Annotated in this window: 24 protein-coding genes; 14 read left to right on the top strand and 10 right to left on the bottom strand. The window is 73.6% G+C overall.

The genetic code is table 11. The features are described from left to right. Positions 1 to 41: 41 nt before the first annotated feature. Together ACIBAF_RS14195 and ACIBAF_RS14190 are read right to left on the bottom strand one after the other, a co-directional pair. Positions 42 to 1,094 carry a hypothetical protein gene (locus ACIBAF_RS14195; RefSeq protein ID WP_399463463.1) on the bottom strand — a complete coding sequence of 351 codons (1,053 nt, stop codon included), beginning with the start codon at positions 1,092 to 1,094 and terminating at the stop codon, positions 42 to 44. Positions 1,095 to 1,140: 46 nt separating this feature from the next. Further along, positions 1,141 to 2,394, bottom strand: a complete 1,254-nt coding sequence (locus tag ACIBAF_RS14190; protein WP_399463462.1) for an FUSC family protein — start codon at positions 2,392 to 2,394, stop codon at positions 1,141 to 1,143. Between the two features lie 95 nt (positions 2,395 to 2,489). On the opposite strand from ACIBAF_RS14190, the gene ACIBAF_RS14185 reads away from it, so the two are divergent. The 6 genes from ACIBAF_RS14185 to nrfD all read left to right on the top strand — a co-directional run bounded on the left by ACIBAF_RS14185 (position 2,490) and on the right by nrfD (position 9,437). After that, the gene (locus ACIBAF_RS14185; protein ID WP_399463461.1) at positions 2,490 to 2,978 is read left to right on the top strand and encodes an erythromycin esterase family protein; all 489 of its coding nucleotides are present in this window, start codon (positions 2,490 to 2,492) and stop codon (positions 2,976 to 2,978) included. A gap of 95 nt (positions 2,979 to 3,073) precedes the next feature. Beyond that, positions 3,074 to 4,033, top strand: coding sequence for a phosphotransferase family protein (locus tag ACIBAF_RS14180; protein ID WP_399463460.1), 960 nt, complete (start codon positions 3,074 to 3,076; stop codon positions 4,031 to 4,033). A 102-nt stretch (positions 4,034 to 4,135) separates the two neighbouring features. Continuing rightward, the gene (locus ACIBAF_RS14175) at positions 4,136 to 4,372 is read left to right on the top strand and encodes a hypothetical protein (RefSeq protein ID WP_399463459.1); all 237 of its coding nucleotides are present in this window, start codon (positions 4,136 to 4,138) and stop codon (positions 4,370 to 4,372) included. A gap of 9 nt (positions 4,373 to 4,381) precedes the next feature. Next, positions 4,382 to 7,627, top strand: a complete 3,246-nt coding sequence (fdh, locus tag ACIBAF_RS14170) for a formate dehydrogenase (RefSeq protein ID WP_399463458.1) — start codon at positions 4,382 to 4,384, stop codon at positions 7,625 to 7,627. Continuing rightward, positions 7,624 to 8,487 carry a 4Fe-4S dicluster domain-containing protein gene (locus ACIBAF_RS14165; RefSeq protein ID WP_399463457.1) on the top strand — a complete coding sequence of 288 codons (864 nt, stop codon included), beginning with the start codon at positions 7,624 to 7,626 and terminating at the stop codon, positions 8,485 to 8,487. The genes fdh and ACIBAF_RS14165 overlap by 4 nt, the downstream gene beginning before the upstream one ends. Continuing rightward, positions 8,484 to 9,437 carry an NrfD/PsrC family molybdoenzyme membrane anchor subunit gene (gene nrfD, locus ACIBAF_RS14160; protein WP_399463456.1) on the top strand — a complete coding sequence of 318 codons (954 nt, stop codon included), beginning with the start codon at positions 8,484 to 8,486 and terminating at the stop codon, positions 9,435 to 9,437. Before ACIBAF_RS14165 ends, nrfD begins: the two co-directional genes overlap by 4 nt. Before the next feature lie 67 nt (positions 9,438 to 9,504). Here nrfD and ACIBAF_RS14155 read toward each other — a convergent pair whose 3' ends face one another. The 4 genes from ACIBAF_RS14155 to ACIBAF_RS14140 form a co-directional block, all read right to left on the bottom strand. Beyond that, complete coding sequence (locus ACIBAF_RS14155) at positions 9,505 to 10,533, bottom strand: SDR family oxidoreductase (protein WP_399463455.1); 1,029 nt, start codon at positions 10,531 to 10,533, stop codon at positions 9,505 to 9,507. 92 nt (positions 10,534 to 10,625) lie between these two features. Then, positions 10,626 to 11,588, bottom strand: a complete 963-nt coding sequence (locus tag ACIBAF_RS14150; protein WP_399463454.1) for an SDR family NAD(P)-dependent oxidoreductase — start codon at positions 11,586 to 11,588, stop codon at positions 10,626 to 10,628. A 306-nt stretch (positions 11,589 to 11,894) separates the two neighbouring features. After that, positions 11,895 to 12,551 (bottom strand): HAD family hydrolase, encoded by a 657-nt coding sequence (locus tag ACIBAF_RS14145; protein WP_399463453.1) that lies wholly within the window; start codon positions 12,549 to 12,551, stop codon positions 11,895 to 11,897. A 40-nt stretch (positions 12,552 to 12,591) separates the two neighbouring features. Continuing rightward, complete coding sequence (locus ACIBAF_RS14140) at positions 12,592 to 13,662, bottom strand: PHP domain-containing protein (protein WP_399463452.1); 1,071 nt, start codon at positions 13,660 to 13,662, stop codon at positions 12,592 to 12,594. A gap of 133 nt (positions 13,663 to 13,795) precedes the next feature. Here ACIBAF_RS14140 and ACIBAF_RS14135 point away from each other — a divergent pair, with 133 nt between their 5' ends. Next, positions 13,796 to 14,032 (top strand): hypothetical protein, encoded by a 237-nt coding sequence (locus tag ACIBAF_RS14135; protein ID WP_399463451.1) that lies wholly within the window; start codon positions 13,796 to 13,798, stop codon positions 14,030 to 14,032. A gap of 34 nt (positions 14,033 to 14,066) precedes the next feature. Here the strand turns inward: ACIBAF_RS14135 and ACIBAF_RS14130 are convergent, their stop codons facing one another. After that, complete coding sequence (locus ACIBAF_RS14130) at positions 14,067 to 14,519, bottom strand: VanZ family protein (RefSeq protein WP_399463602.1); 453 nt, start codon at positions 14,517 to 14,519, stop codon at positions 14,067 to 14,069. Positions 14,520 to 14,978: 459 nt separating this feature from the next. Here ACIBAF_RS14130 and ACIBAF_RS14125 point away from each other — a divergent pair, with 459 nt between their 5' ends. Genes ACIBAF_RS14125 through ACIBAF_RS14100 form a run of 6 tightly spaced genes read left to right on the top strand, consistent with a single transcriptional unit; the run spans position 14,979 to position 18,736 of the window. Beyond that, positions 14,979 to 15,161: a hypothetical protein gene (locus tag ACIBAF_RS14125; protein WP_399463450.1), complete on the top strand. Its 183-nt coding sequence runs from the start codon at positions 14,979 to 14,981 to the stop codon at positions 15,159 to 15,161. Further along, positions 15,158 to 15,610, top strand: a complete 453-nt coding sequence (locus tag ACIBAF_RS14120) for a monovalent cation/H+ antiporter complex subunit F (protein WP_399463449.1) — start codon at positions 15,158 to 15,160, stop codon at positions 15,608 to 15,610. The genes ACIBAF_RS14125 and ACIBAF_RS14120 overlap by 4 nt, the downstream gene beginning before the upstream one ends. Then, positions 15,603 to 15,863: a hydrogenase subunit MbhD domain-containing protein gene (locus ACIBAF_RS14115; RefSeq protein WP_399463448.1), complete on the top strand. Its 261-nt coding sequence runs from the start codon at positions 15,603 to 15,605 to the stop codon at positions 15,861 to 15,863. The genes ACIBAF_RS14120 and ACIBAF_RS14115 overlap by 8 nt, the downstream gene beginning before the upstream one ends. Continuing rightward, on the top strand, positions 15,860 to 16,600 hold the full coding sequence (locus ACIBAF_RS14110) for an MnhB domain-containing protein (RefSeq protein WP_399463447.1): 741 nt from the start codon (positions 15,860 to 15,862) through the stop codon (positions 16,598 to 16,600). Before ACIBAF_RS14115 ends, ACIBAF_RS14110 begins: the two co-directional genes overlap by 4 nt. A 10-nt stretch (positions 16,601 to 16,610) precedes the next feature. Next, complete coding sequence (locus ACIBAF_RS14105; RefSeq protein WP_399463601.1) at positions 16,611 to 16,958, top strand: sodium:proton antiporter; 348 nt, start codon at positions 16,611 to 16,613, stop codon at positions 16,956 to 16,958. Beyond that, on the top strand, positions 16,958 to 18,736 hold the full coding sequence (locus ACIBAF_RS14100) for a complex I subunit 5 family protein (RefSeq protein WP_399463446.1): 1,779 nt from the start codon (positions 16,958 to 16,960) through the stop codon (positions 18,734 to 18,736). Before ACIBAF_RS14105 ends, ACIBAF_RS14100 begins: the two co-directional genes overlap by 1 nt. 67 nt (positions 18,737 to 18,803) lie before the next feature. On the opposite strand, the gene ACIBAF_RS14095 is transcribed toward ACIBAF_RS14100, so the two are convergent. The 3 genes from ACIBAF_RS14095 to ACIBAF_RS14085 all read right to left on the bottom strand — a co-directional run bounded on the left by ACIBAF_RS14095 (position 18,804) and on the right by ACIBAF_RS14085 (position 20,534). Further along, entirely contained in the window at positions 18,804 to 19,493 is a 690-nt protein-coding gene (locus tag ACIBAF_RS14095) for a DUF4230 domain-containing protein (protein WP_399463445.1), read from the bottom strand. A gap of 91 nt (positions 19,494 to 19,584) precedes the next feature. Further along, the gene (locus ACIBAF_RS14090) at positions 19,585 to 20,262 is read right to left on the bottom strand and encodes a response regulator (protein ID WP_399463600.1); all 678 of its coding nucleotides are present in this window, start codon (positions 20,260 to 20,262) and stop codon (positions 19,585 to 19,587) included. Continuing rightward, positions 20,226 to 20,534, bottom strand: a complete 309-nt coding sequence (locus tag ACIBAF_RS14085; protein ID WP_399463444.1) for a sensor histidine kinase — start codon at positions 20,532 to 20,534, stop codon at positions 20,226 to 20,228. Before ACIBAF_RS14085 ends, ACIBAF_RS14090 begins: the two co-directional genes overlap by 37 nt. Here ACIBAF_RS14085 and ACIBAF_RS14080 point away from each other — a divergent pair. Beyond that, on the top strand, positions 20,515 to 20,817 hold the full coding sequence (locus ACIBAF_RS14080) for a hypothetical protein (protein WP_399463443.1): 303 nt from the start codon (positions 20,515 to 20,517) through the stop codon (positions 20,815 to 20,817). The genes ACIBAF_RS14085 and ACIBAF_RS14080 overlap by 20 nt on opposite strands. The last annotated feature ends 1 nt before the right edge of the window (position 20,818 follow it).

Below are 20,818 nucleotides of genomic sequence, written 5' to 3'. Positions count from 1 at the left end.
CCCGGACCGGCCGTCGAACGCAAAAGCGGAAACCCGGCGGGCTACCAGTCGCCGTCCTCCACCGGCTTCCCCGGCGCGTCCTTGAGGTGGTGCACCTGGCCGGGGGCGGGCTGCTGCCACGGGTCCAGGTCGGTGCCGAGCCACTCGCCCACCGGCTGCACGTCGGCCAGGGTGTCGCTGGGCGCGACGTCGTGCGCGTCGTTGTCGTAGTAGTCGAACCAGGGCAGCCCGGCCTGGGTGTACGCGGCGCGGTCCACCGGGGACGGCGGGGGCTCCTCGCCGGTGATGCGCCGCCACTCCGGCGGGGTCACCAGATGCACGAAGACCCGGGCGGCGGGCCGCTCCGCGTAGTCCGCGACCGGACGGACGTCCTGGTACACCTCCTGGCGCATCGAACCGCCCACGCCCAGGCCCATCGCGGCGGCCGCGCGGGCCCGGGGCGCGCCGCCCGGAGCGGGGGCCGCGGCGGGCGTCATCGGGGCCGCGCCGGGCGGCGGCGGGGCGCCGTACGCGCGCACCGACTTCACGCTCCTCGTCTCCAGGGAGCGGCGGCGCTCCGCCTCCCGCCACTCGGCGCGCCTGACCTCGTTCAGCGGGAACGACTGCAACTGGACCCCGCCCCAGACCTCCTCGCCGGTGACCTGGCCCTCCACGGTCGCCCCGAGGCCCAGCGGCACCGCCACGAACTGGCGCACCGTGCCCTTGCCCGAGTTGATGCCGTCCAGCCAGGGCTGACGAGGCAGCGAGAGGTAGTTCTGCGGGTCCCGGGAGAGCCGGCTGCTCCAGGGCTTCCCGGAGACCGCGCACACCTTGCCCGCCCCGACCTGCAGCGCGGCCGGCTCCGTCGAGCCCGCGAAGCTCAACCACATCGCCTCACGCAGGTACATCGGCAGCAGCACACCGCCCCGCGCCAGCCACTCCCCGGGCACCGTGTCGGCGTGGTCGGAGACCCGGCGGACCGGGAACGCGCCGAGGCCGGGCGGCAGGCCGTGCGTGCCCTTCTCCGGCAGCCGAAGCGTCCGCATGAACCGCACCGCCACCCCGCCCGGCAGCCTCAGCGTGTCCCCGTCGATCCGTACGGTGGTGTCGGCCATCCGCATGCTCCCCTCGTGTCCCACGCCCGCCCCGTCGCGGAGCCTGTCAAGGAGAACGCCGGGTGATCCCCGTACGGTTCCGCCACAGCTCTTCCTGAACGCCCAGGCGCTCGCGCAGACGGGTCAGACGAGGCATGCGCTCGCGCTGTTCCCGTGACACGCGGTCCAGATCCTCCAGAAGCCGACGGGAGCGGTGCTCGGTGTCGAGCTCGTCGAGGATGCGGTTGACCTCCGTCAGCACCGCGCCGTGCAGCTGCCACTGCCGGGCGTCGTGCTGGAGCCGCTCCAGCAGCAGCTGGGCGAGCTTGTCACGGGTGGCCACGGCCTGCCGCAGCTCGGCGCTGAGCCGGGCCTCGGCGGCGTCCGCGTTGAGGCTGACACTCGTCGTGACCAGCACCGCGAAGCTGACCACCGCGTCGGCGATCTCCGACAGCAGCCGCTCCACGGTCGCGCCGGTCTCCGGCGGGAACAGCGGCTCCGGCTCGCGCTCCTTGGCGAGGTCGGTGAGCGTGCGGGCGAGCACCCGCAGCACGACCGTGCAGATCTCCAGCGTGTCCAGACCGGTGCGCAGCACCACCCGGTGCAGCAGCCCCTCCCGCACGCGCGGGTTGAGCCGCAGGCTGTCCTCGGCCTGCCGCAGCGCCGCGTCCACCTCGACGATGTCGTGATCCAGCCGGCGCGCCTCGTGCAGCCGGGCGGCCGCCTCCTCCACGGGAGTGCGGCCGGCCGCCTCCTCGCCGATGCGCAGCATCAGCTGCCGCAGCCGGCGAGCCAGTCCCTCGATCGACTCGCCCGCCTCCTCCACCCACACCGGAGGCGGCAGCAGCACATTGCAGCCGAGCCCGACGACCGCGCCGATCAGCGTCTCCACCACCCGCGCCCACGCCGTGTCCCCGACGGTGGTCACCCCGAGCACCAGCATGGCGCTGATCGCCACCTCGGGGACGTACTCGTCGACCCGCACCAGGTGCCCCACGCCCAGCGAGGCCACGATCAGCAGCGCGAGGCTCCACCAGGTCAGACCCACCAGGAGGCTGAAGGCGATGGCGACGAGCACACCGGCCACCACCGCGTTCACCCGGCGGATGCCGTTGGTCAGCGTCGCGTACAGGGTGACCTGGACGACCAGCAGCGCGGTCAGCGGCGCGGTCAGCGGCAACGCCTCGGGGCTCAGGCGCAGGGCGATGACATACGCGATCGTGGCCGCGGCGGCAGCCCGCAGCGCCTGGACGACCACGGGGTCCCGGTGGCGCTGCACCAACCGTACGAGCGGCCCCGCGCGCTCACGTGCCTCTTGCATCCCCAGACCAGTTCCCTTTCCCCACCTGCCTCGAACGTTTCCGGCCGCGAGCGAGCCTAGATCGTCGCGGGCAGCCGGGGAAGCCCAGGTGAGCCATGGGGTCAGCCCCCGCCGTCCTCCGGTTGTCCGCACCGGGTGACGGCGGTCCGCCGGATGGTCTTACCGCGGGCAGGCGCGCGAGGCTCGGATCGCGACGAGGCGATGGCCGACAACGTGATGTGGCGGCGGGAGCACACCGGCACGAAAACGCTGCTGTCCGCGCACGACCAGCGCCTCGGCTACGTGCCCGCCGGCCCCGCCCACTACCCGAAGCAGCAGGGCGCGGCTCGTTCAACGCCACCGGCCCCGACGGGGATGTCCGGCGCTGGACGCTGGGCCCGGCGGCCCCGGGAAGCAACGAGGAGACCCTCGACCGGGTGCGCTACCGCGACCACGCCGTCGACCTCCGCACGGTCCGCGAACCGGCCCGCACCTCGCTGTCGGCGGCCTACCCGGACACCACGCCCGACATGGCGCTCGCGACCACCCACGACGTCCTGATCCACCTTCACCGGGTGCGGGCGGCGCGGTTGCGCGACCGGTAGCCGACCAGGAAGAGTCGGCAACCGTCCGGGTTCGCGCACTTCTTGATCCCCTGCGCCGACGAACCCGGCCGACCGGAGGAAGGGGTGGGCACACGGTGACGGACTCCTGGGCACGGGCCCGGAACGCGCTGGAGGCGGCGGGGATCCCGCCCGACCGCCTGGCCCGCCTCGGACCGCTCGGCGGCGGCACGTACAACACCGTCGAGGAGCTCCGCCTCACGGACGGCAGCCGCTACGTACTGAAGGTCGCGCCCACCGCGCCGGGCCTGCGCTACGAGAGCCGGCTGCTGCTCGGCGAGGCGGAGTTCTGCCGCGGGGCGGCCGAGGCAGGCGTCCCGGCGCCGCGGGTCGTGGCCCTCGACGAGGCGTGGCTGCTGATGACGCTGTCCCCGGGCACCCCCTGGGACGACTCGCTCACGGCTGCCGAACAGGCGGAGCTCCGCGGGGAGTTGGGCCGTCAGGTGGCCCGGCTGCATGGGGTGACCGGGCCCGGCTTCGGCTATCCCACCGGCGCCTTCGGCCCGCTCGCGCCCGACTGGCGCACCGCGTTCACGGCGATGTTCGACGCCCTCCTCGCCGACGCCCGCGAGCACGGCGCCCGACTGCCCCGTCCCGTCGAGGACGTCGCCGCCGTCGCCCGGTCCGCGTACGACGCCCTCGACGAGGTCACCGTCCCGCGGCTGGTCCACTACGACCTGTGGCCGGGCAACGTCCTCGTCGACCGCACCGACGGCACGGCCCGGATCGGGGGCCTCATCGACGGCGAGCGGATGTTCTGGGGCGACCCGCTCGCGGACTTCGTCTCCCTGGCGCTGCTGGGGGACATCAGGAAGGACGAGGCGTTCCTGGAGGGCTACCGGGCCGCCGGAGGACGCGCCGTGTTCGACCGGCCCGCCCGGCTGCGTCTCGCCCTCTACCGCGCCTACCTCTACCTGATCATGCTCATCGAGACGATCCCGCGGGCGGTCGGCGCCGATCAGGAGCGGTGGGTGCAGCAGAGGGTCGCCCCGGAGCTCGTGGCGGCCCTGGACGAGATCGAGTCCGCGACGGCATGACGGGCGGAACGGCCCCGCCCCCACGTTTCGTCCGTCGCCCGGGGAGGTACTCGCGTGAGGCCCGGGCGACCGTCGCCCGGGGGAGCGCGGAGGGAGGACGTCGTGGCCGCACACCGCCACGCAGGCCCCGGCGAGGACGGCGCGCCGGTCCCGCGCGACCTGCCGGACCAGCAGGCCGACGGGGGCGAGGACCCCTGGGACGCCACCGACCCCGAGACGCCGGACGAGTCCGCACAGGACGTCCCGGACACCGATGAGGCGGGCACCGGCCGACGGGGCGCCCCGCGGGCGGAGAGCGGTCAGTCCGACCACCCCGTCCCCGACGAGCCGTCCGCCTGAGGAGTCTGCATGGGCATCGCCGACCGGGCCCGTTCCTGGCCCGTCCTGCGTCAACTCACCGGTGACGACCGCACCGGCCGGGGCAGCGCCGCCAAGTCCGCGCGGACCGAGCGGCTGCGCCCCCGCACCGACACCGCCGACCGCGTCGTCCCCTCGATCTGCCCGTACTGCGCCGTCGGCTGCGGGCAGCAGGTGTACGTCAAGGGCGACGAGGTCGTGCAGATCGAGGGCGATCCCGCATCCCCCGTCAGCCGTGGACGGCTCTGTCCCAAGGGGTCGGCCACGCTTCAGCTGACCACCGGGTCCGCCCGCCGCCACCAGGTCCTGTACCGCCGCCCGCACGGCGCCGACTGGGAGCCCCTCGACCTGGACACGGCCATGGACATGGTCGCCGACCGGGTCGTCCGCACCCGGCGCGAGACCTGGCAGTGGGAGCAGGACGGCATACGCACCGCCCGCACCATGGGCATCGCCAGCCTCGGCGGAGCCACCCTGGACAACGAGGAGAACTACCTCATCAAGAAGCTGCTGACCGGCCTCGGCGTCGTCCAGGTGGAGAACCAGGCCCGGGTCTGCCACAGCTCTACCGTCGCCGGCCTCGGCACCTCCTTCGGCCGCGGCGGCGCCACCACGTTCATGCAGGACCTCCAGCACGCCGACTGCATCGTCATCGAGGGCTCCAACTTCGCCGAGTGCCACCCGGTCGGCTTCCAGTGGGTGATGGAGGCCAAGAAGCGCGGCGCGACGATCATCGACGTCGACCCGCGCTTCAACCGCACCAGCGCCCTCAGCGACCTCTACGTCCCGATCCGCGCCGGCACCGACATCGCCTTCCTCGGCGGGATCATCAACCACGTCCTCACCGAGGAGAAGGAGTTCCGCAGCTACGTCCTCAGGTACACCAACGCCGCCACCCTGGTCGGCGAGGACTTCCGCGACACCGAGGACCTCGACGGCGTCTTCTCCGGCCTCGACGAGGAGAACGCGCAGTACGACCCGCACAGCTGGCAGTACGAGGGCGTCGAGGTGCAGCAGCCCACCGGCGAGGCCGACGAACAGTACGAGGACCGCACCGGCAGGGCGTCCGGCCCCGAGGCGCACGGCTCCGGCGGCGCCCGCACCGGCCACCGCGCCCCCACCGACGAGACGCTCCGGCACCCGCGCTGCGTCTACCAGATCCTCAAGCGCCACTACGCCCGCTACACCCCCGAGACGGTCGAGGACATCTGCGGCATCCCCCGGGCGACCTTCCGCCGCGTCTGCGACGCGCTGACCGCCAACTCCGGCCCCGAGCGCACCAGCGCCTTCGTCTACGCCGTCGGCTGGACGCAGCACTCGACCGGCAGCCAGTTCATCCGCGCCGCGAGCGTGCTCCAGTTGCTGCTGGGCAACATCGGCCGGCCCGGCGGCGGCATCCAGGCCCTGCGCGGCCACGCCTCCATCCAGGGCTCCAGCGACATCCCCACCCTCTTCAACCTGCTGCCCGGCTACCTGCCCATGCCGCACGCCCACCCCCGCATGAGCCTCGACGACCATGTCGCGGCCACCCGCACGCAGAAGGGCTTCTGGTCGGACATGCGGGCCTACATGGTCAGCCTCCTCAAGGCCTACTACGGCGACGCGGCCACCCCCGGCAACGACTTCTGCTTCGACCACCTGCCGCGCCTGACCGGCTCCCACTCCAGCTACGACACGGTGCTGGCCCAGCTCGACGGCGCCTGCAAGGGCTACTTCCTGCTCGGCGAGAACCCGGCCGTCGGCTCCGCCAACACCCGTCTGCAGCGCCTGGGCATGGCGAACCTGGACTGGCTCGTCGTCCGCGACTTCTCCCTCATCGAGTCGGCGACCTGGTGGCAGGACGGCCCCGAGATCGACAGCGGCGAGCTGCGCACCGAGGACATCGGCACCGAGGTGTTCTTCTTCCCGGCCGCCGCCCACACCGAGAAGTCCGGGTCCTTCACCAACACCAACCGGTGGGTGCAGTGGCACCACGCGGCCGTCGAACCCGAGGGCGACGCCCGCAGCGACCTGTGGTTCATGTACCACCTGGGCCGCCGCATCAAGGCGAAGCTGGCCGGTTCCACGGACCCCATGGACCGGCCGTTCCTGGACCTGACCTGGGACTACCCGGTCGACGGCCCGCTCGACGAGCCGGTCGCCGACGCCGTCCTCGCCGAGATCAACGGCCACGGCCCGGACGGCGCCCCGCTCAGCGCGTACACGGAGCTGAAGGACGACGGCTCGACCCGCTGCGGCTGCTGGATCTACTGCGGTATCTACGCCGACGGCGTCAACCAGGCCGCCCGCAGGAAACCGCACACGGAGCAGGACTGGGTGGCCGCCGAATGGGCCTGGGCCTGGCCCGCCAACCGACGCATCCTCTACAACCGCGCCTCCGCCGCCCCCGACGGCACACCGTGGAGCGACCGCAAGAAGTACGTCTGGTGGGACGCGGACGCGGGGGAGTGGACCGGCCGTGACGTGCCCGACTTCATCCCCGACCGGCCCCCGGACTTCGTGCCGGACGAGGACGCCGAGGGCGCCGACGCGCTGCGCGGCGACGACCCGTTCATCATGCAGGCCGACGGAAAGGGCTGGCTGTACACGCCCGCCGGCCTGGAGGACGGCCCGCTGCCCGTCCACTACGAGCCCCAGGACTCCCCGTTCCCCAACGCGCTGCACCCCTCGACGCCCCGCAACCCCGTCCGCCGGCTGATGTCCCGCGAGGGCAACCGCTACCACCCCAGCGGCGACGAGAAGGGCGCCGACGTGTTCCCGTACGTCGTCACCACGCACCGGCTGACCGAGCACTTCACCGCCGGGGGCATGAGCCGTTGGTCGCCGTACCTCGCCGAGCTGCAACCGGAGTTCTTCTGCGAGGTCTCGCCCGCGCTGGCAGGGGAACGCGGACTGGAGAACGGCGGCTGGGCGACGATCGTGACCGCGCGGGGCGCCGTCGAGGCCCGGGTGCTGGTGACCGACCGCATCCGCCCGCTCCGCGTCCAGGGCCGCACGATCCACCAGATCGGCCTGCCCTTCCACTGGGGACCCAACGGCGTGTCGACCGGCGACGCGGCCAACGAGCTCGTCGCCATCGCGCTCGACCCCAACGCCCACATCCAGGAGGACAAGGCACTCACCGCCGACATCCGCCCGGGCCGCCGTCCCCGCGGGCCGGACCTGCCCCGGCTGGTCGCCGAGTACCGCAGGCGGGCCGGCATCACCGCATCCACCGGAACGGAGGTCCGCAAGTGAGCGAGGGAGCAAGCGAGGAAGAACGGGTCGGCTTCTTCACCGACACCTCCGTCTGCATCGGCTGCAAGGCCTGCGAGGTGGCCTGCAAGGAGTGGAACGCCCTCCCCGAGGACGGCCTCTCCCTCACCGCCATGTCCTACGACAACACCCAGGCGCTCGGCGCCTCGACCTGGCGCCACGTCGCCTTCATCGAACAGCCGAAGCCGGACGGCCGCACCCGACTGCCGCTGCTGGAGAGCGAGGGCGAAGGCGAGTCGGAGGGCGAGGCGGGTGCGGGGGAGATGCGCTGGCTGATGTCCTCCGACGTCTGCAAGCACTGCACCCACGCCGCCTGCCTCGACGTCTGCCCCACCGGCTCCCTCTTCCGCACCGAGTTCGGCACGGTCGTCGTCCAGGAGGACATCTGCAACGGCTGCGGCTACTGCGTGCCCGCCTGCCCGTACGGCGTCATCGAGCAACGCCCCGCCGACGGACGGGCGTTCAAGTGCACGATGTGCTACGACCGGCTCGGCGCGGGCCAGGAACCGGCCTGCGCGAAGGCCTGCCCGACCGAGTCCATCCAGTTCGGCCCGCTGGACGAACTGCGCGAACGGGCCGCCCTGCGGGTGGACCAGCTGCGCGAAGAGGGCGTCCCCGGGGCGCAGTTGTACGGCCACGACGCCGAGGACGGGGTCGGCGGCGACGGCGCGTTCTTCCTCCTCCTGGACGAACCCGAGGTGTACGGCCTGCCGCCGGACCCCGTCGTCACCACCCGGGATTTGCCCGCGATGTGGAAGCACGCGGGAGCCGCCGCCCTGGCGCTGCTCGGAGGCGTCGCGGCGTCGTTCGCGTCGGCGGCGGCCGGAAGGGGACGACGATGACGGGCGCACCGGCCGGCGGGCGCCGCCGACGGGGCGAACAACCCGTCGTCCCCCGGGCCGAGTTCGGCTCCTACTACGGCCGTCCCGTCATCAAAGCGCCCTCGTGGGCCGCCCCCGACATCGCCGGCTACTTCTTCCTCGGCGGGCTCGCCGGCGCCGGGTCGGTGCTGGCGGCGGGCGCCCAGCTGACCGGTCGCACCACGACCGCGACCGCCCTGAAGGTCTCCTCGCTCACGGCCGTCTCCCTCTCGGCCGCCGCCCTGATCCACGACCTGGGCCGCCCCGACCGCTTCGCGAACATGCTCCGCGTCTTCAAACCGACCTCGCCGATGAGCATGGGCTCCTGGCTGCTGTCGGTCTACGGACCGGCGGCGGGTGCGGCGGCGGTGTGTGCGACGACGGGCCGGTTGCCGCGGCTCGGCGGTGCGGCGACCGCGGCATCCGCCGCCCTGGGACCCCTCCTCGCCACCTACACCGCGGTCCTGGCGGCGGACACCGCCGTGCCGGCCTGGCACGGCGCCCACCGGGAACTGCCCTACCTGTTCGCGGCGTCCGCGACCGCCGCGGCGGCGGGCATGGCCCTGGTGGTGGCCCCGCCGCAGGAGAACACGCCCGTTCGCCGCGCCGCCGTCCTGGCCGCCCTCGCCGACACGGCGGCGTCGAAAGCAGCGGAACAGCGCCTGGGCCTCGTCGCCGAGACCTGGCGCGAGGGCCGCGCGGGCGCGCTGCTGCGGGCCGCCCGCGTTCTGACGGCGGGCGGCGCGGCAGGCGCGGCCCTCCTCGGTGACCGGCGCACCGCCGCCATCGCCTCCGGCCTCGCCCTCCTCACCGGGTCCGCCTGCACCCGCTTCGGAGTCTTCGCCGCCGGCATCGCCTCCGCCCGTGACCCGAAGTACACGGTGCTGCCCCAGCGAGAGCACCTCAACGGCCAGGCACCCGAGCCGGTCTGACCCGCGGCCGTCGGCGCCTCGCGTGGCGACGAGCGGTGACTGGTCGGTGGGGTAAGGCGGTCGGGCCTCAGGCCGCCTTGCGGCCGCGCATCGGCTCCGTGGGCTCGCCCTCCCCGCCGCGCAGGCCCAGGAGGAACTCCTCCAGGACCTCCGGCGCCGAGTGCTCGGGGCGCCAGCCCAGCTCGACACGGGCGCGGGTGCAGTCCATCAGGGGGAGCCTGAGGACCGCGTCGAAGAGGTGCGGCGAAGCCGGCAGGAGGCGCAGGCCCCAGGCCGTGGCGATCGCCGAACGGGCCGCCGTCCGGGGCAGGCGGACGGGGTGGGCGTCGAACATCTCGCCGAGCAGCTTCGCGTCCACGGCGGGCTCGGCGGCCAGGTTGAAGGCGCCCCCCACCTCGGTGCGCAGGGCGAGCCGGTACGCCTCCGCCGCGTCGTCGGTGTGCAGCGCCTGCACCCGCAGTCCCTTCACGTCCGGCAGGACGGGCAGCCGCTCGGGGTGGACGAGCGGCCCGGGCAGGAACCTTCCGCCGAAGATGCGCCGTTGTTCGCTCGCCGACTCCCGCTTGAACAGGAACGCGGGCCGCATCCGCACCACCCTGGTCTGCGGGCGGTCCCGCTCGAAGGTGTCCAGGGCCCGCTCCAGGTAGGCCTTCTCCCGGCAGTACGCGGCGTCCGGCCAGCCGTGCGTCGGCCATGACTCGTCCACCGCCCGGTCCTTCGGTCCCGGCGAGTACGCACCCACCGACGACGCGTGCACGAGGACGGGCACGTTCGCGGCGGCCACGGCCTCGAAGACCCGGATGCTGCCCAGGACGTTCGTACGCCAGGTCACCGCCGGATCGTGCGTGGGCTGGAACGCCCACGCCAGATGCACGACCGCGGCCGCGCCCTCGAAGAAGCCGGCGAGATCGGCCTGCTCGTCGGCCAGGTCGACGGCCGCCCACTCGGTCTTGGGCGGCGACCAGTCCGGGACCCGCCGGGCCAGGCCCCGCACCGAGGCGACGCCGGGATCCTCCGACAGAAGACGCACCACGCTCGTGCCGACGTTGCCGGTGGCGCCCGTGACGACGACGTTGCTGCCTGTTGCGCTGCTCACCTTCGGCTCCTCTCGGCGATTCCCCCTGGGGAACCGACCGAGTACCCGGCCGGGGCCCTGCGCACGCGGACCCCCGGGCAGCGACCGCGCGCCTACGAGCCGAACGCGTTCACGCCCGTCAGCTCGGCGGACAGCTCCCACAGCCGCGCCGCCTGCTCCGGGTCCGTCGCCCAGGCCTTGACGCCGGCGCGCTCGTCGCCGTCCACGGCCTGCTCGGCGATGTCGCAGTCCTCCAGGTAGACCCCGCCCATCCCGGCCAGCTGCGGCGAGGTCGCCGCCCACACCTGGGTGGCCGCGCCCTGCTCGGGGGTCTTGAAGCCCGACGGGTTGAGCACGTTGCCGGCCTCGTCGATCCAGCCGCGCTCCACCATCTCCTCCTTGGGGATGTGCCGCTGGAGGGGTGTGATGATGCCGCCGGGGTGCAGGGCGAAGGCGCGCACGCCCCGGTCCCGGGCCAGCCGGTCCAGGTGGACGGCGAACAGCACGTTCGCGGTCTTGGCCTGTCCGTAGGCCTCCCACTTGTCGTAGCCCTGCCGCCACTGGACGTCGTCCCAGCGCATCCCCGAGAAGTGGTGGGCCCGCGAGGAGACGGAGACGACGCGGGCGCCGCCGCGCTCGATCGCCGGCCACAGGCGGTTGACGAGGGCGAAGTGGCCGAGGTGGTTCGTCGCGAACTGCGCCTCCCAGCCGGGGCCGACCCGGGTCTCCGGGCAGGCCATGATCCCGGCGCTGTCGATGACGAGGTCGATGCCGCGGCCGGAGGCGAGGAACCGTTCGGCGAAGGCGCGCACGCTGTCCAGGTCGCCGAGGTCGAGCTCGTCCGTCTCCACGCCGTCGAGGCCGGCGAGGTTCTCCCGGGCCGCGTCCGGTCGCCGGGCGGGGACGACGACGTGGGCGCCGGCCTTGGCGAGGGCGCGGGTGGTCTCCAGGCCCAGCCCGGAGTAGCCGCCGGTGACGAGGGCGAGCCGTCCGCTGAGGTCGATGCCGGCGAGAACGTCGTCGGCGGTGCTGTGGGCGTCGAACCCCGAACCGATCTTGTGCTGTGCAGTGCTCATGTCCCAGACGCTACGAATTGGAGTGCGCTCGAAGTCAAGTGCGCGCCGCACGCTGGGGCGTTCGGACAGAGGAAAGCCCCGACCGGACGGGGGAATCACGGTCGGGGCGGTCAAGCGGTGGGCGCGGATGGCGGTCGCCTCTCGGCGAAACGCTCCACAGGGCTTCAGCCGGACGATCGTCCCTGTGGGCAAAAGGTGAGGCCCGGGGACACTGTCCCATCCACACCCACGGTTGGTTCAACTAGAAACTACCTATGGGTGTTCCCGGGTCGGCAGCGGCGCGCGGTGACGTCCGTCACGCCGGGCTCAGGCCAGCGGGCTCGCCCGCAGGGACGCCAAGAGGTCGGCGGGATCGTCGTAGACGGCTTGCGCGCCCGCGTCGAGCAGGTCGGCGCGGGGGATGCCGCCGGACAGGACGCCCACACAGCGCACCCCGGCTCGACGGCCCGCGCGCATGTCCCACACGGTGTCGCCGACGAACACGGCGCTCTCGGCGGGCGCCCCGGCCAGGTCCAGGGCGTGCCGCACGGGTTCGGGCGCGGGCTTGCCCTGTGCCACGTCGTCCGCGCTCGCCGTCGCGGCGATGGCGTCGTCGGCGTCGATGGCGCGTCGCAGCGCCGACAGCTCGCCCCCGCTCGCCGAGGTGGCGAGGACGACCGTCCAGCCGTCGTCGCGCAGCCGCCGCAGCAGCGGGCCGGCGTCCGGCAGGGGCGGCAGTCGGTCGAAGTACTGTCCGTAGAGGGCCTTGTGGGCGGCGCTGAGCCCGGCGTCCTCGTCCTTGTCGCGGTCGTCGCCGAGCAGATGGGCGATCAGGTCGTCGGAACCGAGTCCGACCGCCCGGTGCACGGCGTGCATGGGCACCCGGTGGCCCGCCTGCCGGAAGGCCTCCCACCAGGCGGTGACATGCAGGTGGTTGGTGTCGACGAGAGTGCCGTCGACGTCGAACACCGCGGCACGGGTCATCTGGGCTCCTTTCTCTCGACTCGCTGAGGACCAGGACCGCTCAGGACCGCCCCGGACCGCCTCGGCGGCCTGCTGTATCAGGTGTGCCTGCCGGTACCCGCCCCTCCCGCGTCCAGGCCAGCAGCTGGGCCAGCGGCCAGGTGGTCACGATCCGTTCCGCGGGCACCTCGCACTCCTCGGCCCGCGCGCAGCCCAGGATCTGCCAGTCCAGCTGGCCCGGCGCGTGCGCGTCGGTGTCGACCGAGATCAGCGCGCCCGCCGCCACGGCCCGGCTCAGCAGCCGGCGCGGCGGGTCGAGCCGCTCGGGCCGGCTGTTGATCTCCACGGCAGTGCCGGACTCCGCGCACGCCGCGAACACCTCGTCCGCGTCGAACTCCGACTCCGGCCGCCCCCGCCCGCTCACCAGCCGCCCCGTGCAGTGGCCGAGGATGTCGGCGTGGGGGTCGCGCACGGCGGTCACCATGCGGCGCGTCATCGCACGGGACTCCATGCGCAGCTTGGAATGCACCGAAACGACCACCACGTCGAGCTGCTCCAGCAGCTCCGGCTCCTGGTCCAGCGAACCGTCGTCGAGGATGTCGCACTCGATCCCGGTCAGCAGCCGGAACGGCGCCCAGGTCGCGTTGAGCTCCTCGACCACCTCCAACTGCCGGCGCAGCCGCTCCGGGGACAGCCCACGGGCGACCGTCAGACGCGGCGAGTGGTCGGTGAGCACGGTCCACTCGTGGCCGAGCGCGGCCGCCGCCCGGCCCATCTCGTCGATGGGGCTGCCGCCGTCCGACCAGTCGGAGTGGACATGGCAGTCCCCGCGCAGCAGCTTCCGCAGCCGGGACCCGGCCCCGTCCGTGAGCGGCCGGCCGGCCTCGCCCTCCAGTTTCTCCAGATAGGACGGCGTCTGCCCGGCGAGCGCCTCGCGCACCACCTGGGCGGTCTTCGGGCCCACGCCCTTCAACGACTCCAGCGTCCCGGCCGCCGCCCGCTGCTCCACCTCCGCCGCGGGCAGCCGCGCCAGCACCCTGGACGCCGTACGGAAGGCGCGCACACGGTAGGTCGGCGCCAGGGACCGCTCCAGCAGGAAGGCGATCCGGTCCAGAGCCTCGACGGGATCCATCGCCACCTCCTGGATCCAGAGTTCCCCACCCGCGCGCGGACCGCATGACGGAGGTCGCCTTCCGCGGAAGACGTCCCCTTTCGGTGGTGATCTGATGATTCATACCGGCGGGTTGCGTTCTACCCTCTATGTCATGACCGAAATCGCTGGCCTCCGTATCTCCCGCCCGCGGATCATGGTGCTCGGGGTGCAGCCCGGCCCGATGCCGTTCCGCATCGTGGAAGTCGACGGTCAAGTGGTCGGTGAGGCGAGGGCCATCACCGACGTCCTCGAGATCGCCGCCGCGTTCGGCGTCACGGTCCATGACCTCGACGACCCGGACGTGGTGCGCTGGGTGGGCGGGGACAGGTACACCTGGGCCCCGCACTGACGGCGGCCCGCCCGGTCTCCTGTCCCGCGCCCCGTCACAGGCGCCGCTCCCGCGCGTGCACCGCCCGGCTCACCCTGCGCCCCAGGAGCAGGTAACCGATCAGCGCGCCGGTGGTGTTGAGGATGACGTCGTCGACGTCGAATGCCCGCCCGGCCACCAGCGCGCCCTGGGCGAACTCCACCAGCAGCATGACCGTCGCGGTCAGCAGCAGCACCCGCAGCACCCCGCGCGCCCGGGGTGCGAGGACCGGCACCAGCACCCCGAAGGGCACCCCGAGCAGCAGATTCCCGCCGATCTGCTTGACGGCGTCGCGCAGCGCGGGCTGGTCCAGGTAGGCCCGCAGGGAGTCGCCAGGGCGCAGGTTGGAGTGCACCAGCGACTCGGAGGCGGGCGACGGCTCCAGCGTGAGCCGGGCGAGCACGACGGCGAACGCCACCATGAACGCGAAGGCGAACAGCATCGCCAGCAGCCGCAGCGGAAACGGCAACGGCCGCTGCTCCGCGCGCGCCGCCTTCTTCCGCTCCTTCGCCGCGCCGCCTTTCTCGGCCTTCCCGGCTTTCCCGTCGTTTCCGGTCTTCCCGGCCGTGCTCTTCGGCGCGGCGGGCTCGGCAGGCCCCGCCTTCGGCTTTTTCAGGCTCTTCGGGTTGTTCTTCGGCTTCGTCGGTGTGGCGGGCTCCTCGCTGTTCTTGGTGGCGCGTGGGCGGAACAGGGTTCGCGGTAGGGCTGCACGGGCCATGCGGTCCTCCAGTCTTCAACTTCCCTGCGTAGTAAGGCGGTTACCCGCAAACCGTCCGGGGATGCGGCCGACCCGGCCCCGGCCCGCGTTTCCGTTCGTGCTGCCGGGGCACTCCGGGCTGTGGCCCGCGCGTGCCGCCGCCTTGCCCGGCACAGGCGGTGCTTGGATGCCGAAAACGGCACAGAACCGACGGTCTGGGGGAGGAGGAGCATGCACCGGCGTACGGCGCTGCTGGCCCTGGGCGAACTCCTGGCCTGGTGGGTCGCGCTGGCCGCCCTCTGGCTGCTCCTCGTCAGCACCGTCGACGCGCTGGAACTCGCGGTGGGCGCCGGCGCCGCCGCCCTCGCGGCGCTCGCCGCCCGGGCGGGGCGGCGGGCGGTGACCGACCGGTGAACGGCTGGCTCCTCGCGGCGACCGCCGTCCTGGCCGGGGGAGTGGGGGCCGCCCTGTGGGGCGTGGCCACCGGCCCGCTGCGCCGCCGCGTCGTCGCCCAGAACCTCTCCACCGCCCTGGCCTGTCCCGGCCTCCTCCTCCTGGCCCAGGGCTACGACCGCCCCTCCTACGTCGACCTCGCCCTCGTCCTCGCGCTCCTCGGCCCGGTCGGCACCCTCGTCTTCGCCCGCCTGCTCGCCGACGACCTCGCCGGGGACCCGCCGCGCGCCCGGGTCCTCACCTGGGCGGTCGCGGGCCTCGGGGCGGCGGTGGTCCTCGCCGTGTGTGCGGCGACGGGGCCGGGCCGGGCGATGGGCAAGCTGCTCGTCGTGGGCGCGCTGCTGATCGGCGGCAACGTCGTCGCCTCGCGGGCACTGTCCGGCGGGCTGGACGGGGTGCGCCGTGACTGACGCGCTGATCGTCGTCGCCCTGCTGCTGGTCGCCGGCGCCGCCACCGTGGCCGTCGCCACCCGCGATCCGGTTCGGCAGGCCTTGGTCCTGGCCGTCCTCGGTGTCGCCCTCGCCGTGCTCTTCACCGTCCTGCAGGCCCCCGACGTCGCTCTGTCGCAGCTGGCGGTGGGTTCCGCGCTGACCCCGCTGTTGCTGCTGCTGACGGTCCGCAAGGTGCGGCGGCGGGCGAGGCGGAAGGAAGACGCGCCGTGAACCCCCGGCACCGGCTGTGGCTGGTCTGCGTCGGCGGTGGGGGCCTCGCCGCGCTGCTCGCCGCCGCCTGCCTGGACCTGCCCGGATTCGGGGGCGACCGGCACCCCTACGGCGACCGCGCCGTGCGCGCCTCGCTCGCCCGGCGCACCGCCAACACCATCGCCTCCGTCAACTTCGACCAGCGCGCCTTCGACACGCTCGGCGAGATGACCATCCTGTTCGCGGCGGTGCTCGGCGGCGTGGTCCTGCTGCGGCAGACCCGCGACGAGCACCGCGCCCGCCCCGAACCCGCCGAGGTCGCCCCGCCCGTACGCCGCTACGCCCTCCTCGTCCTGCCCGTCGCCCTGCTCACCGGCCTCTACGTCGTGGCGCACGGGCAGCTCAGCCCCGGCGGCGGCTTCCAGGGCGGCGTCGTCGCCGCGACCTCCCTGCACCTGCTCTACCTCGGCGCCGACTACCGGGCCCTGGAACGCGTACGGCCCCTCGGCCGCTACGAGGTCGGCGACGCCCTCGCCGCCTCCGCCTACGTCGTGACCGGACTGGCCGCGGTCCTCGCCGGCACCGCGTTCCTCGCCAACAACCTGCTGCCGTACGGCACGTTCAACACCCTGTCCTCCGGCGGCGCCGTCCCCCTGCTGAACGCGGCGATCGGCATGGAGGTCGCCTGCGCCGTCGTCGTCCTGCTGGCCGGATTCCTGGACCAGGCCGTGGAGATCGAGGAAGAGAGCGGGAGCTGAGGCCGCCGTGATGCACGTCCTGCCCTACCTGGTCGCCGTCTGGATCTTCCTGGTCGGCTGCTACGGCCTGGCCACCAGCCGCGACCTGATCCACGCCGTCGGCTGCCTCGCCGTCTGCCAGTCCGCCACCTACGTGCTGCTGCTGGCCGTCGGCTACCGCGACGACGCCACCGCGCCCGTCTTCTCCGACCTCCGGCCGGGCTCACGACCGGTCGTCGACCCCGTCGTCCAGGCCCTCGCCCTCACCGACGTCGTCGTCGGCGCCACCGTCACCGCGCTCCTGCTCGCCCTGGTCGTGCAGGTCGCTAAACGACACGGCACGGTCGACCCCGACGAGCTCTCCGAGCTGCGCGGCTGATGAACCACCTCCTTCCGCTGCTCGTCGCCGTCCCCCTCCTCGGGGCCGCGCTGCTGGTGGCCGGTGGACGGCGGCTGCCCCGGGTCGCCGCCGAGTCCGTCGGCTGCGCGGTCTCCGCGGGAACCGCCGCGCTCGCCCTCGTCCTGCTGCTGAACTCCTCGCCCCCGATGACCGAGTGGGTCGGCGCCCGGACCCCCGTGAACGGCCACAGCGTCGGCATCGTCGTGATCGGCGACGGCCCCGGCCTCGGCATGGCGGCCCTCGCCTCGCTGCTCACCTCGGCCGCGCTGGCGTACTCCTGGCACTACTTCGACGAGCCGCCCCGCCGCCACGCGGGCTCCTTCCCGGCGCTGCTGCTGGTGTTCCAGGCGGGCATGTGCGGCTTCGCGATCGCCGGGGACCTGTTCAACGCGTTCGTGTTCTTCGAGTTGATGAGCGTCGTCGCCTACGCGCTCACCGGCTACCGCATCGACGACCCCCGGGCGGTGCAGGGAGCGCTGACCTTCGGGGTGATCAACTCGCTCGGCGCGTACGCGATGCTGATGGGCATCGGGCTGCTGTACGGACGTACCGGCGAGCTGGGCATGACGCAGATCGGGCGGGGCCTCGACAGCGCCGCCGGGCACGGCGGGCCGGACGCGCTGGTCCTCGCCGCCTTCGTCCTCGTGTCGACCGGTCTGCTGGTCAAGGCCGCCGTGGCGCCTTTCCATTTCTGGCTGCCGGACGCGCACGCCGTCGCGCCCACCCCCGTGTGCATGCTGCTGTCCGGCGTGATGGTGGAGCTCGGCGTGTACGGCGTGTGGCGGGTGTACGCGACCGTCTTCTCCGGGCCCGGCGGGATCCCGGCCCCCGATCTCGAACGCGCCCTCGTCGTGCTGGGCGCGCTGACGGCGGCCGTCGGCGCGGTCATGTGCTGGTACCAGCGGCACATCAAACGCCTGCTGGCCTGCTCCACGATCGCCCACACCGGGCTGTTCCTCATCGGCATCGGCGTCCTGAAGCCCGAGGCCGACGACGGCGTCGCCCTGTACGTCCTCGGGCACGCGGGGGTGAAGGCCGCCCTCTTCGCCTGCACCGGCATCCTCCTCGACCGCTACGGCAGCGTGGACGAGCACGCCCTGTACGGCCGCGCCCGCAAGCTGAAGGGCGTGGCCGTGATGTTCGCCGCCGGGGCGCTGGGCCTTGCCGGGCTGCCGCCGTTCGGCACGGCACTGGGCAAGTCCGTCACGGAGGAGGCCGTCGGCCACCCCCTGACCGTGCTCTACGTCGCCGTCTCCGCGGTGACCGCCGGGGCGGTGCTGCGGGTCGCCGCCCGCGTCTTCCTCGGCCTCGGCCCCCGCCCCGAGGAACCGCGCGAGAGCGAGGGGTACGAGACGACCGGCTCCGGCGAGCGGCCCGAGACCCGGGAACGGCTGACCCGGATCCCCGACACCATGACCGTGGTCTCCGCGCTGCTGCTCACGGCCGCCGTCGCCGTCGGCGTGGCCCCCGGCCTCGCTCACGTCGTCGCGCACGCCGTGAACGAGACCGGCTCGGCAGGCGCGCTCGCCTCCGTCCGCTGGACCTGGGCCGGGGCCCTGCTGGGCCTGGCCTCGACCGTGCTGGCCGTGGGCCTGGCGGCCGTCGCCCTCACCCGTCCGCGGCTGCTCGGCGGCCCCGGCCGGGCGCTTGTGCTGCGTCGGCTGCAGTCCGGGCACATCGGGGACTATGTGGCCTGGCTGCTGGTCGGCGCCACGCTCCTGGGCGCGCTGACCCTGCCGGGCGTGCTCGGCGGCTGAGCCCGACGCCGACGCCGACGCCGATGCCGGCGCGGTGGCCGGGCGCCGCGTTCGGGGATCAGGGGGATCAGGGCGCGTAGGCCACCTTCACCTCCTTGAAGCCGAGGGAGCGCAGCAGCCCCTGGAGCATGCCGGTGGTGTTGGTCTCGGCGCGCGCGGTCAGCTCGCTCGCCTTCGCCGCCTCGCCGATGTGCTTCACCGCGAGTTTCTGCACGGCCTGCTCACTGCCCGGGTTGTCGGAGAAGAGGTCGCCGAGGCGGTCGAGGAGACCGCGCTGCTTGGAGACCGCGTAGGAGCGGTCGGGGTCGAGCGCCGGCTTGCCGAGCTGGGCGTGCGGCAGCCGGAGCGTGGCCGAGGTGCGGTCGCCGTTGACCGTCACGTCCTTGTCGCCGACCTTGCCGAGGTCGACGAAGGCGTCCACGGTGCCCGCCCCGACGTACAGGGTGCGGGTGCCGCGGATCGCGTCGGGGAGGAACTTGGCGTCCTTCTCCAGGTCGACGACGACCTGGAAGTTTCCGGTGGCGGCGTCGTAACGGCTCATGTCCTGGATGGACTGGAGCAGGGCGGGACCGGAGCGGTCGTGGGTCTCGGTGCCGAAGAAGTCGCGCAGTCCCGGCAGCAGGCTCAGCCGGATCCCGGCGAACATCACCACGAGCACGACCACGACGGCGGTGAGCGCCTTCGCCCAGCCGGGCATCCGCTGGGGGAGACGCTTGACGGGCTTGACGGGCTTGTCGGGCTTGATGGAAGTCGTCATGCGGACGGTCCTCCTTCCTACTGACCGGATGCCCGCCAATTCCCTTGTCAGACCGTCTTGTTGACGAGCTGTGACAGGAGACCCGCAGATGTCACGGACGTGGTCGCCCGCCCGGCCGCACCAGACCGTGGTCGAAGGCGAAGACGACCGCGTGCACCCGGTCGCGCAGGGCCAGCTTGTCCAGGACCCGGCCGACGTGCGTCTTCACGGTCGCCTCGCCGATGTGCAGCCGTCCGGCGATCTCCGCGTTGGACAGGCCCCGGCCGAGCAGGAGCAGCACCGCGTGCTCCCGCTCGGTCAGCCGGGACAGCCGGCGGGCCGTGTCCGGCGCCGGCTCGACGGGGGCGGCGCGGGCGAACTCGGCGAGCAGCCGGCGGGTGACGGACGGCCCCAGCAGCGCGTCGCCCGCCGCGAGCGTGCGGATGCCGTCGATCAGGGCCTCCGGCGGGCTGCGCTTGAGCAGGAACCCGGCCGCGCCCGCGCGCACGGCTGCGAAGACGTACTCGTCGAGCTCGAAGGTGGTCAGGATCAGAACCTTGGGCGCGCCGGCCCCGGCCCCGGTGATCTCACGGGTCGCCGCCACCCCGTCCAGCACGGGCATACGGACGTCCATGAGCACCACGTCGGGCGCCGCACCGGCCGCCAGACGCACCGCCTCCCGGCCGTCCGCGGCCTCCCTCACCACGGTCAGGTCGGCCTGCGTCTCCAGCATCATCCGCAGCCCCGCACGCATCAGGTCCTCGTCGTCGGCCAGGAGTACGCGGAGTATGCGGGTCCCTTCCGTTCCGGCCAGGGGATCGTGGCGGTCACGCACCAGCCCGCGCCGGGCGTCCGCCCGGCCTCGACGCGCCCGCCGAGCCCGGCGACCCGCTCCCGCATGGAACCGAGCCCCCGCCCACCGCCCGGCCGCCGCTCGGTCGCCGCGGCGGCCCCGTCGTCCGACACCCGGACACCGACAGCGCCGACCCCCACCTCGACGTCGACCACCGCGTGGGCGGGTCGCGCGTGCCGGACGACGTTGGTGAGCGACTCCTGCACCACCCGGCCGACCGTCTCCGCGTCCGGCCTCGCCGCACTCGTCGTGACCTGCGCGCTGCCCGTGTACGCGGGCGTGCGCCGCAAGGGCGTCACCGCGCTGATCACGGCGGCCCTGCTGTCGGCCACCTCCACCGGCGCCTGGCTGACCGTGCTCCAGCCCGTCGACGAGCCCCCGCCCCGGCCGCACGCGCAGCCGACCGGCTACTGGACCCTGCCGACCGGCTCCCGCCTCGCCTACACCCACCTGCCGGCCGAGGGCGTCAGGCGTTCTGCGGCGCCTGGCTGAC

Source organism: Streptomyces sp. NPDC051677, assembly GCF_044453465.1.
GTDB lineage: Bacteria > Actinomycetota > Actinomycetes > Streptomycetales > Streptomycetaceae > Streptomyces.
Note: the sequence above shows the minus strand (reverse complement) of the source record. Positions and strands in the feature narration are given on the sequence as shown.

What these genes read in the sequence shown, in the direction of transcription:
- ACIBAF_RS14195 (WP_399463463.1), bottom strand. Translation starts at nt 1,094, where the DNA reads ATGGCCGACACCACCGTACGGATCGACGGGGACACGCTGAGGCTGCCG.
- ACIBAF_RS14190 (WP_399463462.1), bottom strand. Translation starts at nt 2,394, where the DNA reads ATGCAAGAGGCACGTGAGCGCGCGGGGCCGCTCGTACGGTTGGTGCAG.
- ACIBAF_RS14185 (WP_399463461.1), top strand. Translation starts at nt 2,490, where the DNA reads ATGGGGTCAGCCCCCGCCGTCCTCCGGTTGTCCGCACCGGGTGACGGC.
- fdh (WP_399463458.1), top strand. Translation starts at nt 4,382, where the DNA reads ATGGGCATCGCCGACCGGGCCCGTTCCTGGCCCGTCCTGCGTCAACTC.
- nrfD (WP_399463456.1), top strand. Translation starts at nt 8,484, where the DNA reads ATGACGGGCGCACCGGCCGGCGGGCGCCGCCGACGGGGCGAACAACCC.
- ACIBAF_RS14150 (WP_399463454.1), bottom strand. Translation starts at nt 11,588, where the DNA reads ATGAGCACTGCACAGCACAAGATCGGTTCGGGGTTCGACGCCCACAGC.
- ACIBAF_RS14145 (WP_399463453.1), bottom strand. Translation starts at nt 12,551, where the DNA reads ATGACCCGTGCCGCGGTGTTCGACGTCGACGGCACTCTCGTCGACACC.
- ACIBAF_RS14140 (WP_399463452.1), bottom strand. Translation starts at nt 13,662, where the DNA reads ATGGATCCCGTCGAGGCTCTGGACCGGATCGCCTTCCTGCTGGAGCGG.
- ACIBAF_RS14135 (WP_399463451.1), top strand. Translation starts at nt 13,796, where the DNA reads ATGACCGAAATCGCTGGCCTCCGTATCTCCCGCCCGCGGATCATGGTG.
- ACIBAF_RS14125 (WP_399463450.1), top strand. Translation starts at nt 14,979, where the DNA reads ATGCACCGGCGTACGGCGCTGCTGGCCCTGGGCGAACTCCTGGCCTGG.
- ACIBAF_RS14105 (WP_399463601.1), top strand. Translation starts at nt 16,611, where the DNA reads ATGCACGTCCTGCCCTACCTGGTCGCCGTCTGGATCTTCCTGGTCGGC.
- ACIBAF_RS14100 (WP_399463446.1), top strand. Translation starts at nt 16,958, where the DNA reads ATGAACCACCTCCTTCCGCTGCTCGTCGCCGTCCCCCTCCTCGGGGCC.
- ACIBAF_RS14095 (WP_399463445.1), bottom strand. Translation starts at nt 19,493, where the DNA reads ATGACGACTTCCATCAAGCCCGACAAGCCCGTCAAGCCCGTCAAGCGT.